Origin of the sequence: Streptomyces sp. NBC_01304 (assembly GCF_035975855.1) — a bacterium.
In the GTDB taxonomy this organism is placed as follows: domain Bacteria; phylum Actinomycetota; class Actinomycetes; order Streptomycetales; family Streptomycetaceae; genus Streptomyces.
Window position 1 is genome coordinate 889,721 of sequence record NZ_CP109055.1, and the last position, 12,671, is coordinate 902,391.

The window sequence follows — 12,671 nt, forward strand, 5'->3', positions numbered from 1 at the left end:
AGGTGAGGCTCACCTTAACTACATCCTGCTAGATTCTCGATCAAGGCCCGAGGGCGAGTTCATGGCAAGTTGACAGACTTAGGTATGCCTAACCTAAAGTCCTGGTCGTGTCCAAGTCCGCACCGGGCGTCATCGCCGGTTCTCCCTCCGTATCCGCCCGCCGGATCCCGCTACTCCTCGTCGGCGTGGCGGTGTTGGCGCTGTGCGCCGCGCTGAGCCTTGCCCTCGGGGCCAGGTCGATTCCGCTGTCCACCGTCGTCGACGCCCTGTTCGGCGATGCGCACGGAAGGGACGCCATCGTGGTCCGTGGGCTCCGGCTGCCGCGCACGGTGGTCGGCCTCGCCGTGGGCGCGGCGCTCGGCGTGGCGGGGGCGGTCGCGCAGGGCATCACCCGCAATCCGCTTGCCTCACCGACCACGTTGGGCATCAACGCGGGCGCCGGTTTCGCCGTTGTTGTCGCGATTTACGCCTTCGGGCTCACTCAGCCCATCGAGTACGTGTGGTTCGCCTTCGCCGGAGCGGCCGCCGCCATGATCTTCGCCCTGGCGCTGGCCCGCCGCGCCGGTGACATCGACCCGGTCCGCCTCGCCCTGGGCGGCACGGTGCTCCAACTCGTGCTGCTGTCCTGGACCTCCGCCGTCATGCTCGCCAGCGAGCGCACCCTCGACGAGGCCCGCTTCTGGCTGGCCGGCTCCCTGGCCGAGCGCCACCTCGACGTGCTCTACCCGGTGCTGCCCACCTTGGTGATCGGCCTGGTGCTCGCCCTCGCCGTCACCCCGGCACTCAACGCCCTGGCCCTCGGCGACGATTCGGCCCAGGCGCTCGGAGTGCCGGTCGCCCGCATCCGGCTGGCCGGAGCCGTCGCGGTCGCGCTGCTCGCGGGTTCCGCCGTCGCCGTCGCCGGGCCCATCGCCTTCATCGGCCTCGCCGCCCCGCACCTGGTCCGCCCCATCCTCGGCGGCGACCACCGCTACCTGGTGCCCGGCTGCCTGATCGCCGGCCCGATCCTGCTGCTCGCCGCGGACGTGCTCGGCCGGATCGTCATCCGCCCCTCGGAACTGGAGGTCGGCATCGTCAGCGCCTTCCTCGGTGCGCCCCTGCTCGCGCTGCTCGCCCGGAAGGTGGCCCGATGACCGACCTCGCCAAGCCCCTGACCACCACCCCCGTACGAGCGGTGAGCGCGCCCGTCCGCAGGCGTCGGCGCGTCCTGCTGCTCGCGGTGATCGCGAGCGCGGCGCTGCTTGCCCTGTCGCTGATCTCGCTCACCAAGGGCCAGATGGACATGGCCCCGTCCGTCGCCCTGCGCGGCCTGTTCGGATTCGGCGACCAGGGCGATGTGTTCGTGGTCCAGGAGTTCCGCGCGCCCCGCCTCGCGGCCGCACTGATCGCCGGAGCCGGTCTCGGCGTGGCGGGCTCCGTCCTGCAGCGCCTGTTCCGCAATCCGCTGGCCTCACCGGATGTCATGGGCATCACCGGCGGCGCCTCCTTCGGGTCGGTCGTCCTGCTGGCCGCCGGCGCCTCGGCCTCGCTCATCCCCCTCGGCGCACTCGGCGGCGGACTGCTCGCCGCGCTGCTGCTCGGCGTCTTCGCCTGGCGCTCCGGCCTGACCGTGACCCGCCTGGTCCTGGTCGGCCTCGCCGTCCAGGCCGGCCTCGCCGCCGCGGTCAACCTCATGGTCGTGCGCTTCCCGGCCGAGCTCGCCGGCGCCGCCCTGCAATGGACGACCGGCTCCCTGTACGGGCGGACCTGGACCGAGGTGGGCGGCGCGGCCGCCGCCATGGCGCTGGCGCTGGTCGCCGTGTTCGTCCTGCACCGGCGCCTCGCGGTCCTCGACCTCGGCGACGAGTCCGCGGGCGCCCTCGGCATCAACGTCTCCGCCGCCCGGCTCCAACTGCTGCTCACCGCGATCACGTTGGCATCCCTGGCCGCGGCGCTGACCGGCCCGGTCGCCTTCGTGGCGCTCGCGGTGCCGCACCTGGTGCGCTTCGTCACCGGCCCGCCCACCGCCGCGACCACCGCGCTGACCTGCCTGGTGGGCGCCGTCCTGCTGCTCTCCTCCGACCTGGTGGTCCAGCACCTGCTGCCGGTCGAGGGGCTCCCCGTCGGAGTCGTCACCGCCACCCTCGGGGCCCCCTGGCTCCTTGTGCTGATGCTCCGTCAGAGCATGCCCGTCAACAGGAGCTCCGTATGACCGTCCCGCAGTTCACCACCAGGAGCTCCGTATGACCTCGAAGCAGCTCATCCCCGAGCAGGACGCCGCCCCCGAGGCTGCGGCGCAGCCCAACGAGCTGTCCACGCACGGCCTCGACCTGCGCTACGGCGACCGCGTCGTCGTCGGCGGCCTGGACCTGGTGCTCCCCGGCGGCAAGGTCACCGCCATCGTCGGCCCCAACGCCTGTGGCAAGTCGACCCTGTTGCGCGGCCTGACCCGGCTGCTCGCCCCGGCCGGCGGCACCGTCGCCCTGGACGGCACCGACATCCACCGGCTGTCCGCCCGCTCGCTGGCCCGCCGCATGGGCCTGCTGCCCCAGCAGCCGGTCACCCCCGAGGCCATCACGGTGGAGGCGCTGGTCCGGCTCGGCCGCTACCCCCACCAGCGGCTGCTGAGCCCCTGGTCGGCCACCGACCAGGCCGCGGTCGAGGCGGCGCTGGCACGTACCGGCACCGCCGCCCTGCGCGAGCAGCCCGTGGACCAGCTCTCCGGCGGCCAGCGTCAGCGCGCCTGGATCGCGCTCGCCCTCGCCCAGGACACCGACCTGCTGCTGCTCGACGAGCCCACGACCTTCCTGGACCTGCGCCACCAGCTCGATGTCCTCGATCTGGTCGCCGAGTTGCACTCCGAGGCCGGCCGCACCGTGGTGATGGTGCTGCACGACCTCGGGCAGGCCGCCCGCTACGCCGACCACCTCGTCGTCCTCAAGGACGGCGAACTGGCCGCGGCCGGCGCACCGCAGGACGTCCTGGACGCGGCGCTCGTCAAGTCCGTGTTCGACGTCGACTGCCGGGTGATCCCCGACCCGGAGACCGGCACCCCGCTGGTCGTCCCCAAGAGCAGGACGGCCCGGCAGAACCCCTCTGCCTGACCGCCCACCCCCCACGCACCTACCCCCACTCCGCTCGCCGACAAGAAAGAACCCTCATGTCCACCAGAACCACCCCGCGCGGCCTGCGCCGCCTCGGCACCGCTCTCGCCGCCCTCGCCATCGGCGCCACCGCGCTGACCGGCTGCGGCGGCGACAAGGCCGACGACACCGGCGGCAAGGAGAACGCCGGCGCGACCGCCGGCGCCTTCCCGCGGACGATCAAGCACGCCATGGGCGAGACGGAGATCACCGCACAGCCCAAGAAGGTCGTCGTCCTTGACACCGGCGAGCTGGACTCGGTGACGATGCTCGGCATCAAGCCGGTCGGCGCGGTCTCCCCCCACTTCAAGACCGCCGGCGGCTTCCCCGAATACCTCGGCGACAAGGTCAAGGGCGCCAAGGACGTCGGCCCGCTGCTCGAGCCGAACCTGGAGCTGATCGCCTCCCTCAAGCCCGACCTGATCCTGTCCTCCAAGGTCCGCCACGAGAAGGTCTACGACAAGCTCAAGGGCATCGCCCCCACCGTCTTCACCGAGACCACCGGCGGGCCGTGGAAGGAGAACCTCAAGGTCCACGCCAAGGCGCTGGGCCTGGAGAAGCAGGCCGACGACAGGCTGAAGGCGTACGAGGGCCGGGCCAAGGCCCTGGGTGAGGCCATCAAGAAGAAGTACGACGGCAAGATGCCGACCGCCTCCGTGGTCCGCTTCGTCGCCGGCCCCACCCGCCTCTACCAGAAGTCCGCCTACAGCGGCGTCGTGCTCGACGACATCGGCCTCGCGCGCCCGAAGTCGCAGTCCTCGACCGACCCCGAGGTCACGATGCTCGACGTCAGCCCCGAGCAGATCGACAAGGCCGAGGCCGACCTGGTCTTCGTGACGCTGGCCGACGAGCCGTCCAAGACCAAGCAGAAGGACGTCACGTCCAACCCGGTCTGGAAGTCCCTGAAGGCCGTCAAGAACGACAAGGTCTACACCGTCCCGGACGAGACGTGGATGTCCGGCATCGGCGTCCAGGCCGCCGAGCACATGCTCGAGGACGTCGCCAAGGCCACCGGCGTCGAGCTGCCCCAGCAGTAGCTCCGCCACGGGGCCGGGCCGCGACTCCCCCGACGCGGCCCGGCCCCGTCCGCTCTGCCGCCGCACCAGCGCGCTCCCGCAACATCACCCTCGCCCGCTCCCCCGATCCGGAAGGGGTTCAGCCCATGCGGCTGTACCTGCTCGCACTCAACCCCACCGACTCGGTGACCGAAGGCTTCCTGCCCGCCGCCGCGCGGCTCGGCCTCGACGTCACCCTGCTCACCGACCAACCCGGCCTGCACCAACGGGCGTACCGGGATCTCGACTGTGCGAGAAGCGTCGAGATCCTGGAGTGCGACGTCCGCGACTTCCGCGCGGTCATCACCCGGATCGCCACGCACCACCGCGCCGACGCCGTCTTCACCAACAGCGACCATCTGCAGACCCAGGCCGCCCTGGCCGCCGACTACTTCGGCCTGCCCGGCAAGGACTGGCGCGCCGCGCTGCGCGCCAAGGACAAGGCCCACATGCGCCGCCACCTCGCCGCCGAGGGCGTCGACACGGTCTGGTCGACCGAACTGCCCGCCGGCCGCTCCCCTGCCTCGCTCGCCGAACTCCCCGTGCCCTACCCGTGCGTGGTCAAGCCCCGCGAGGGCGTGGCCAGCGAGGACGTCGTCCTGGTCGACGACCTCGAGGACCTGCAGCTGCAGTGCAAGCAGATCCAGGCGCGGCGCCCCGAGGCCGCCCTCGTCGTCGAGGAGTACCTGCCCGGCGAGCTGTACACGCTGGAGACGCTCGGCGACCACGACCGGCGCCACGTCCTCGGCGGCTTCCACACCGAGATCTCCGCTCCCCCGATCTTCATCGAGGAGCGTCTGACGTTCGTCCCCGCGCACCCCGAGCCGATCACCGTGCAGGTCCTGGCCCAACTCGACGCCCTGGGCGTCGGCTTCGGCGCCTGCCACACCGAGTTCGTGGTGCACGAGGGCCGCGCCCGCATCATCGAGGTCAACTACCGGGCCATCGGCGACCAGTGCGACCTGCTGCTCGCGCAGCTCCTGGACATCCCGCTGTTCGACCACATCCTGCGTACGCATCTGGGCGAGCCGCTGCCCGAGCGGCTCGACGCGCGCACCGACGGCCGGGCCCGCCTGGACTACCCCTGCGCCGAGCGCGCCGGCACCCTCACCGAGGCACCGGGGGCGTGCGATCTGACCGTGGACGGCGTGCAGTTGACCTATCGGCCGCTGCGTACGGTCGGTGAACGGCACGAGGTGCACCGCACCAACCGGGACTACCTGGGCGTGTTGCGGGCCACCGGCACCGACCAGCCGACGGTGGACCGGGTCGTGGCGGACTTCCTCGCCGCCCAGCGCTGGGAGATCACCTCATGACGGCCCCGGCCACGCTCGGGAAGGTGGCCGCTCCCCGCACCGCACCGGACGACGCCGACCCGGCCGGTGCGGTCGCCGGAGACGACACGGCCGAGGCCGATCTGGTCCTGCGGGTGCTCAGCGCGCTGCTGCGCGAGGACGTCGTGGGCCTGCGCACCCGTAGCGACAAGGTGCGGCTCGACGACGGTGACTGGTTGCGGCTGACCGCCCACGAGGGCACCGCGCTGCTGCTGCCGGTCGTCGACGACGGCTTCCAGAGCGAGTACGCGGCCCGCCTGCCCCTGCTGCACCACGAGCCGACCGGGACCCGACTCACCGATCTGGACGCCATCCTGGCCGCGCTGAGCACACTGGCCGAACCGGTCGACCGCGGCGGCTTCGACGCCTTCGCCGAGGAGTGCCGCCAGACCCTGGCCACCATGCGCCTGCACCAGCGGGTGCACGCCGAGGTCACCGCCGAGCTGACCACCCGACACGGCGGAGACCCGGCCGCCTGGACGGGGCTTGCCCGTTCACTGGCGTACGACACCCTCGCGGCCCATCTCGACCACCCGGTCTACCCGACGGCCCGCGGCCGCTCCGGCCTGAGCGACGACCAACTGCGGGCCTACGCGCCCGAGTTCCATCCCCGCTTCCAGCTGCGCTGGCTGGCCCTGCCGAAGGATGCCCTCACCCTGCCGGGCCTCGACCGGGACCGGCCCGCCTTCTGGCCCTCTCCCGCCGACCTCGGCCTGCCCCACCTGGAGGCCACCCATCTGGCCTTCCCGGTGCACCCCCTGAGCGTCGGAGCGCCCCTCGACGACGCCCTGCGCGCGGCGGGTCTCGACGACCGGGCGGTGCTCGCCGAGCAGCCCTACCTGGTGGTCGTGCCGACCCTGTCCATGCGCACCGTCGCACTGGCCCAGGACCCCGCCGTCCACCTCAAACTGCCCCTCGCCACAGCCACGTTGGGGCTGCGCAACCGCCGCACCATCAAGCCCGGCACCCTCGTCGACGGCGCCGCGGGCCAGCGCCTGATCGAGACGGTCGTCGCCCGCGAACCCCGCTTCCACGGCGTGGTCCTGCACGCCGACGAGACCCGCTACGCCCACGCGGGCCACGAACTGCTCGCCGCCCTGCTGCGCACCTACCCCGCCGGTCTCGACGACGCGGTGGTGCTGCCGATGGCCGCGCTGCTCAGCCGGGCCCCCGGCGACCGGCTGCTGATCGACCACCTCGCCGACCGCTTCTACGCGGGCGACCCGGTCCGCCTCCTGGACGCCTGCCTGACCCTGCTGTTCGACTGGCAGACCACCCTCTTCGGCTACGGCATCGCCCTCGAGTCCCACCAGCAGAACATCTCCCTCGTCCTGGACGAGCACGAGGGCGGCACCCGGATGCGGCTGCTGCTCAAGGACAACGACGGGCCGCGCATCAACACCGTCCGGCTCAAGGCCGCCCTCGGCGACGACGCCCCCGGCGTGGACGTCTTCGACGACGCACGGACCTTCAGCGACACCGACGAAGCCGCGGTCGCCCTGTTCACCACCATCACCGTCCATCTGTGCGCGGGCGCCTACGCGTTCGGCCTCGCCGGGCACGGGCGCGCCCCGCTGGACCGGCTGCTCGGCCTCGTGCGCGACCGTCTCGCCGAGGCCGTCGCCCGCCTGGGCACCGGTCCGGGCGAGCCCGGCAGCGTACTCCTTGAAGAAGTCCTCCAGGCCGACCGGCTGCCCGTCAAGGCGATGGTCACCGCGGGCACCCTGCTCAGCAAGGAGCGCTCGGGGGCGGCCGACATCAACAAGCACTACACCACCGGCCCCAACTACCTGCTGCGCGGAGTGTGATCGGCCATGACGACGACCATGCCCCCCGTCCGGTCCACCGCGCCCGGCGCCGACGAGAAGCCTGCCTTCGGTCGCCGCCAGGTGCATGCCGTGGCCGCCTGCTACTTCGTGGCGTCGTTCGCCGCGCTGGGGCTGCCGCCCTATCTCACCGCGATCCTGCCGGAGTTGGGCGACGAGGCCGCGCGCTGGGCGGGGCTGCTCTATGTCGTGCCGACCGTGTTCGGGGCGCTCGGCGCTCCGCTGTGGGGGCGCCTGGCCGACCGGTTCGGCCGCAAGCGGCTGCTGCTGCGGGCCCAACTGGGCCTGGCCGTCTCGTTCCTGCTCGCCGGGTGGGCCGATTCGCTGGCCACGTTCACCGCGGCGCTGGTCCTGCAGGGGATCCTGGGCGGCACGTTCGCCGCGTCCAACGGCTATCTGGCCGCCGCGCTCGACGGCCCGGGCCTGTCCAAGGCGCTCACCTTGATGCAGGGCAGCGCGCGAGCCGCCCTGGTCTTCGCGCCGATCGTGGTCGGCTCGCTGTCGCCGTGGATGTCCCCGCACCGCCAGTACGCCCTGCTCGCCGTGCTGCCGCTGGCCGCGGCGGTGATGCTGTACGCGCTGCCGGAGCCCGGCACGGAACGTACCGCCAAGGACAGCGGATCCGAGCCGGCCGGCGAGGGATCCGAGTCGGCAGGCTGCCTCCCGTCGGCGGGCGTGGCCAGGACGCCGCTGACGGCGCTCTACACCTTCGAGTTCGCCTTCGTGTTCTCGACCGTCATCTCCTTCCCGTATCTGATCTCGCTGATCGAGGAGCGAATACCGGGCACCTCGCCGGCCGTGTCCGGTGTGCTGTTCGCGCTGCCCCACCTCTTCTACCTGCTGTTCGCGATGAAGGTGCACGCCCGTTTCACGGACCGCCCGAGACTGGGCATCGGCCTCGGCTTCGGCTTCATCGCGCTGGGCCTGGCCGGTCACGGCGTCGCCGACTCGCTCGCCGCGTTCACCGTCGTGCGCGTGCTGCTCGGCGCGGGCCTGACCCTGGGCCTGGTCTGCCTGTCCGTGCTGGCCGCCGACTGCGCCAAGGGCCGACCACCCGGTGGCATGTTCGGCTCGCTGGAGTTCGTCTCCAAGGGCGGTGCCGTCGCCGCCGGCCTGGCCGCCGCGGCCGGCAACAGCCTGCTCGGCCCCACCGCCCCCGTGCTGATCGGCACCGCCGTCGCCCTGGGCACGGCCGCCGTCGTCGCCCTCCGTTCCCTGTTTCACGGCCCGATCCCCCGATCGCCCCGCATCCGATGGAGCCGTTGATGTCGCTGCCCACGGGCACCGTCCCCGCTCGTCCCACCGCCCCCACCGAACTCCCCACCGCCGATGAGGCCGTGGCGCACACCCTGCTCAACTGTCTGCTGCGCGAGGTGTCCGGGCCCGAGCACCAGACCGCCGTCGTCGACGGCCATCTGCTGCTTCGCCTGCCCCGGGCCGGCGTCCTGCTGCGCGCCGCCCTGCGCCGCACCTCACTGCTCGGCGCGCACCGCTTCACCGGCCCCGTGTACGTGCAGCGCGACGGCGAGTGGGCCGAGGCGGACTGGCAGCTGCTCGCCCAGTACACCCAGGCCGAGTTGGAGCGGCGGACCGGGGTGCGCAACGAGGAGTTCCTGGAGCAGCTCGCCTCCAGCCATCAGGGCGTACGTTCCGCGCTGACCGCCAAGTCGGCCGCCGGACGGGCCACTTCGGCAGGGACGGCCGCGGACGGCGGCCGGCTGGCGACGTATCTCGCCTCCGAGCAGTCACTGCTGTTCGGCCACCGCTTCCACCCGACCCCCAAGGCCCGCAGCGGCGAGTCCGCCGACTGGGGCAAGTACGCTCCCGAGGCGGGCGCCGCCTTCCCGCTGCGGCTGTTCGCCGTACGCGAGCACCTGATCGCCGAGGAGACGGCGGAGCCGGGCGCCACCGCCGCGCTCGACCGACTGCACCCCGACGTGCCGGACGGCTACAAGCTGCTGCCGGCCCACCCCTGGCAGCTGTCCCTGCTCCAGGACCACCCGGGCTTCCAGGCCGCACTCGCCCGAGGCGATGTGCTCGACCTGGGCACGACCAAGGCGCCGTTCGCCGCCACGGCGTCCGTGCGCACCTTGTACGACGGCGATACGTTCCTGAAGTTCAGCCTGAACGTGCGCATCACCAACTGCCTGCGCAAGAACGCCAGTTACGAGCTGACCGGCGCCGTCGCCCTGACCCGTCTCCTCGACGGCGCCCTGACCGATCTCGCCGCCCGCTTCCCCGGCAGCGCGATGCTGCGTGAGCCCGCCTACCGCAGCCTCGCCCTGCCCGGCCCGGACGGGCGCCCTGATGTGGCCCTGCTCGAAGGCTTCGGTGTGATCGTCCGCGAGGGCCTGTCGCGACAGCTGCTGCCGGGCACCACGCCGCTGCTCGCGGGCGCGGTCGCCGACGAGTACCCCACCGGGCCGGGCCACCTCGCCCGACTCCTGGAGGGCGCGGGCCCCGAGCGGGCCCTCGCCTGGTGGCGGGCGTACCTGAAGCTCCTCGTCCCACCGGTACTGGCCGCGTACTTCGAGCACGGCCTGGTCCTCGAACCGCATCTGCAGAACGTCGTCGTCTGTGTCGACGGCGACGGCATGCCCGCGCAGGTCCTCTTCCGCGACCTGGAGGGCACCAAGCTGCTGCCCGAGCACCACGCCGACACGCTCGCCGCCCTGCCGCCCGAGGTGGCCCGGCCCATGACGTACGACGCCCAGCGCGGCTGGGACCGCGTCGTGTACTGCCTGCTCGTCAACCACGTCGCCGAGATGCTGGCGGCCCTCGCCGACCAGCACCCCGAGACCGAGGCCGCCCTGTGGGCCGAGGTCCGCGCCGTCATCCAGGGCTACGCCGACGGCCACGACGCCTGCCCGCCCCGCCTCGCCGCACTCCTGGCCGGCGTACCCCTGCCCGCCAAGGCCAACCTGCTGACCCGCTGGGAGCGCAAGGCCGACCGGGCGGCCGGCTATGTCCATCTCCCCTCCCCGCTCGCCGAGGATGTCCTGTCCGGCGCGAGCAGCACCGACACCCCCTGGAGCGCCCGATGACCGCCCCCAGCGAGCGGGTACGCGAACGCACCCAGGCCCTCGCCTTCGACGAACTGCCCGCCTACCTCTACGACTTGGACGCCCTGCGCACGCATGCGGCCGCCGTCCGCCGGGCCCTGCCCGAGCGCGTCGAGGTGTACTACGCCGCCAAGGCCAACCCGGAACCGGAGATCCTGGCAGCGCTCGGCCCGCACGTGGACGGCTACGAGGTGTCCTCGGGCGGCGAACTCGCCCACGTCGCCAAGGCGGCGCCGGGCCGTGCGCTGGCCTTCGGCGGACCCGGCAAGACCCCGGCGGAGATCGCGGCCGCGCTGGAGCTGGGGGTCGGGCGCTTCCACGTGGAGAGCGAGTACGAGCTCCACATGCTGGCCGAGCTGACCGCACGCCTGGCCCCCGAGGCACGCCCCGGGGTCCTGCTCCGCTTCAATCTGCCGCTGTCCGACGCCTCGCTCGAGGGCAGTTCCCTCGCGATGGGCGGGCGCCCGACGCCGTTCGGCCTGGACCCGTCCCAGGCGGATTCCGTCGTACGCCTCCTCACCGACGGCACCTACCCGCAGCTCGAACTCCTCGGCGTGCACGCCCACTTGGCAAGCGGCTTGGACGCCCCCGAGCTGCTCACGATGTCCGAGTCGATCGTGGCGTGGTCGCTCGCCCTCGCCGAACGGCACGCCGTCCGGTTCGCGGAGATCAACGTCGGCGGCGGCATGAGCGTGGACTACGCCCGCCCCGAGGACCGCTTCGACTGGACGGCATACGGACAAGGACTCGCCCGACTCCTCGCCACGCACCAGGACTTGACCCTGCGCATCGAACCGGGGCGGGCCCTCACCGCGTACTGCGGCTGGTACGCGACCGAGGTGCTTGACGTGAAGGAGAGCCACGGCGAGGAGTTCGCGGTGGTCCGCGGCGGCACCCACCATCTGCGCACCCCCGCCACCAAGGGCCACGACCAGCCCTGCACGGTGCTGCCGAACGACCAGCCGTGGCCGCACCCCTGGCCCCGTTCGGTGGCCCGGCAGGACCGGGTGACCTTCGCCGGACAGCTGTGCACGCCCAAGGACGTCCTGTCCCGCCGAGTCCCGGCGCCCGGACTGCGGGCGGGCGACCGGGTGGCCTTCGCCCTGGCGGGGGCGTACGCGTGGAACATCTCGCACCACGACTTCCTGATGCACCCGCGGCCCACCTTTCACTTCCTCCGGGACGCCTGAGCGGGCACTTCGGGGCGACGCGCCCCGGCGGTCCTCGTACGGTCCTCGTGCGGTCACGGTGCTGAACGGTCCGCGTCCGGGGTGGATTCAAGGATCGCCGGGTCGGGCGGCAGGCTCCGCGTCAGCGCGGAGTCAGGACGTCGAACTCGTTGCCCTCCGGGTCGGCAAGGCACGCCCACGGCACGTCGCCCTGGCCGAGGTCCACGTCGGTGGCGCCGAGGGTCCGCAGTCGGGCCACGTCCGCCGCCTGATCGTCACCGGCATACGGCCGCAGGTCGAGATGCACGCGGTTCTTGACGGTCTTGGCGTCGGGCGTGCGGACGAGCTTGAGATACGGGCCGACGCCCTTGGCGGAACGCAGCATCGCAAGGTCGTCGGAGACCTCGTGCAGCGTCCAGTCCAGCGCCTCGTCCCAGAACCGGGCCATGGCCCGGGCATCGCCGCAGTCGGCCACGATCGCGGCGATCGGCCCGGTCTCGCGGTAGGTCTCCCGAGGCTCCGCCACACAGAACTCGTTGCCTTCCGGGTCGGCCAGGACCGTCCACGGGACATCGCCCTGCCCCACGTCGACGGGCGTCGCGCCGAGCTCCTTCAGGCGCGCGACCAGCTCCGCGTGGTGGGCCTCGGACGTGGTGGCGAGATCGATGTGCACTCGGTTCTTCACCGTCTTGGGTTCCGGGACGGTGATGACGTCGATGCAGACGGCGCTGGGGTCGGGATAGTCGAACCCCTCGGGTTCGAGGTTGGTCACGACACCGGGCTCCTCCACGGAGGTGCTCCAGCCGAGCGCCTCGGCCCAGAACCGGCCGAGCGCGGAGTCGTCCCGAGCGTTCATCGCAATCTGAACAAGGCGCAGGGTCATGGCGGCGATCTTAGGCGCGGCGGGAGTGCGCCGAAGGCGAGTGCGGCGGCGATGGCGATGGCGGCTGTACCGATCTTCGTGTTCATGCGTGACCGGCACCCACCGCTCGGGGCCATCGCATTCAACTCATGTCGAGACAACCTATAAATACCAACTTGGGCTATTACCGGGCAGCCCCCTTCACGGTCAACTGAAGCCGCCGCCCCGAGGCGTGAACTCC

General features: G+C 72.3%; 10 protein-coding genes. 9 read left to right on the forward strand and 1 reads right to left on the reverse strand.

The window, feature by feature from the left end; genetic code table 11:
- Nucleotides 1-164 precede the first annotated feature (164 nt).
- From OG430_RS03850 to OG430_RS03890, 9 genes are all read left to right on the forward strand, one after another.
- Nucleotides 165-1,133 carry a FecCD family ABC transporter permease gene (locus OG430_RS03850; RefSeq protein ID WP_442816688.1) on the forward strand — a complete coding sequence of 323 codons (969 nt, stop codon included), beginning with the start codon at nt 165-167 and terminating at the stop codon, nt 1,131-1,133.
- Nucleotides 1,130-2,191, forward strand: a complete 1,062-nt coding sequence (locus OG430_RS03855; protein WP_327350960.1) for a FecCD family ABC transporter permease — start codon at nt 1,130-1,132, stop codon at nt 2,189-2,191. The genes OG430_RS03850 and OG430_RS03855 overlap by 4 nt, the downstream gene beginning before the upstream one ends.
- Nucleotides 2,192-2,222: 31 nt before the next feature.
- A complete protein-coding gene (locus OG430_RS03860; protein WP_327350961.1) occupies nt 2,223-3,083 on the forward strand; it encodes an ABC transporter ATP-binding protein in 861 nt (286 codons plus the stop codon).
- 56 nt (nt 3,084-3,139) lie between these two features.
- Nucleotides 3,140-4,159, forward strand: a complete 1,020-nt coding sequence (locus OG430_RS03865; RefSeq protein WP_327350962.1) for an ABC transporter substrate-binding protein — start codon at nt 3,140-3,142, stop codon at nt 4,157-4,159.
- A gap of 125 nt (nt 4,160-4,284) precedes the next feature.
- Nucleotides 4,285-5,493: an ATP-grasp domain-containing protein gene (locus OG430_RS03870; protein ID WP_327350963.1), complete on the forward strand. Its 1,209-nt coding sequence runs from the start codon at nt 4,285-4,287 to the stop codon at nt 5,491-5,493.
- The gene (locus OG430_RS03875) at nt 5,490-7,319 is read left to right on the forward strand and encodes an IucA/IucC family protein (RefSeq protein ID WP_327350964.1); all 1,830 of its coding nucleotides are present in this window, start codon (nt 5,490-5,492) and stop codon (nt 7,317-7,319) included. The genes OG430_RS03870 and OG430_RS03875 overlap by 4 nt, the downstream gene beginning before the upstream one ends.
- A 6-nt stretch (nt 7,320-7,325) precedes the next feature.
- Nucleotides 7,326-8,603, forward strand: coding sequence for an MFS transporter (locus OG430_RS03880; protein WP_327350965.1), 1,278 nt, complete (start codon nt 7,326-7,328; stop codon nt 8,601-8,603).
- Nucleotides 8,603-10,381 carry an IucA/IucC family protein gene (locus OG430_RS03885; RefSeq protein ID WP_327350966.1) on the forward strand — a complete coding sequence of 593 codons (1,779 nt, stop codon included), beginning with the start codon at nt 8,603-8,605 and terminating at the stop codon, nt 10,379-10,381. Before OG430_RS03880 ends, OG430_RS03885 begins: the two co-directional genes overlap by 1 nt.
- Nucleotides 10,378-11,589 (forward strand): type III PLP-dependent enzyme, encoded by a 1,212-nt coding sequence (locus tag OG430_RS03890; RefSeq protein WP_327350967.1) that lies wholly within the window; start codon nt 10,378-10,380, stop codon nt 11,587-11,589. Before OG430_RS03885 ends, OG430_RS03890 begins: the two co-directional genes overlap by 4 nt.
- 121 nt (nt 11,590-11,710) lie before the next feature.
- On the opposite strand, the gene OG430_RS03895 is transcribed toward OG430_RS03890, so the two are convergent.
- Nucleotides 11,711-12,451, reverse strand: coding sequence for a VOC family protein (locus OG430_RS03895; RefSeq protein ID WP_327350968.1), 741 nt, complete (start codon nt 12,449-12,451; stop codon nt 11,711-11,713).
- Between the last annotated feature and the right edge of the window lie 220 nt (nt 12,452-12,671).

Excerpts from the sequence above, each read along its gene's own strand:
- OG430_RS03860 (WP_327350961.1), top strand. The coding sequence starts at position 2,223 with ATGACCTCGAAGCAGCTCATCCCCGAGCAGGACGCCGCCCCCGAGGCT.
- OG430_RS03855 (WP_327350960.1), top strand. The coding sequence starts at position 1,130 with ATGACCGACCTCGCCAAGCCCCTGACCACCACCCCCGTACGAGCGGTG.
- OG430_RS03875 (WP_327350964.1), top strand. The coding sequence starts at position 5,490 with ATGACGGCCCCGGCCACGCTCGGGAAGGTGGCCGCTCCCCGCACCGCA.
- OG430_RS03865 (WP_327350962.1), top strand. The coding sequence starts at position 3,140 with ATGTCCACCAGAACCACCCCGCGCGGCCTGCGCCGCCTCGGCACCGCT.
- OG430_RS03895 (WP_327350968.1), bottom strand. The coding sequence starts at position 12,451 with ATGACCCTGCGCCTTGTTCAGATTGCGATGAACGCTCGGGACGACTCC.
- OG430_RS03885 (WP_327350966.1), top strand. The coding sequence starts at position 8,603 with ATGTCGCTGCCCACGGGCACCGTCCCCGCTCGTCCCACCGCCCCCACC.
- OG430_RS03880 (WP_327350965.1), top strand. The coding sequence starts at position 7,326 with ATGACGACGACCATGCCCCCCGTCCGGTCCACCGCGCCCGGCGCCGAC.
- OG430_RS03870 (WP_327350963.1), top strand. The coding sequence starts at position 4,285 with ATGCGGCTGTACCTGCTCGCACTCAACCCCACCGACTCGGTGACCGAA.
- OG430_RS03890 (WP_327350967.1), top strand. The coding sequence starts at position 10,378 with ATGACCGCCCCCAGCGAGCGGGTACGCGAACGCACCCAGGCCCTCGCC.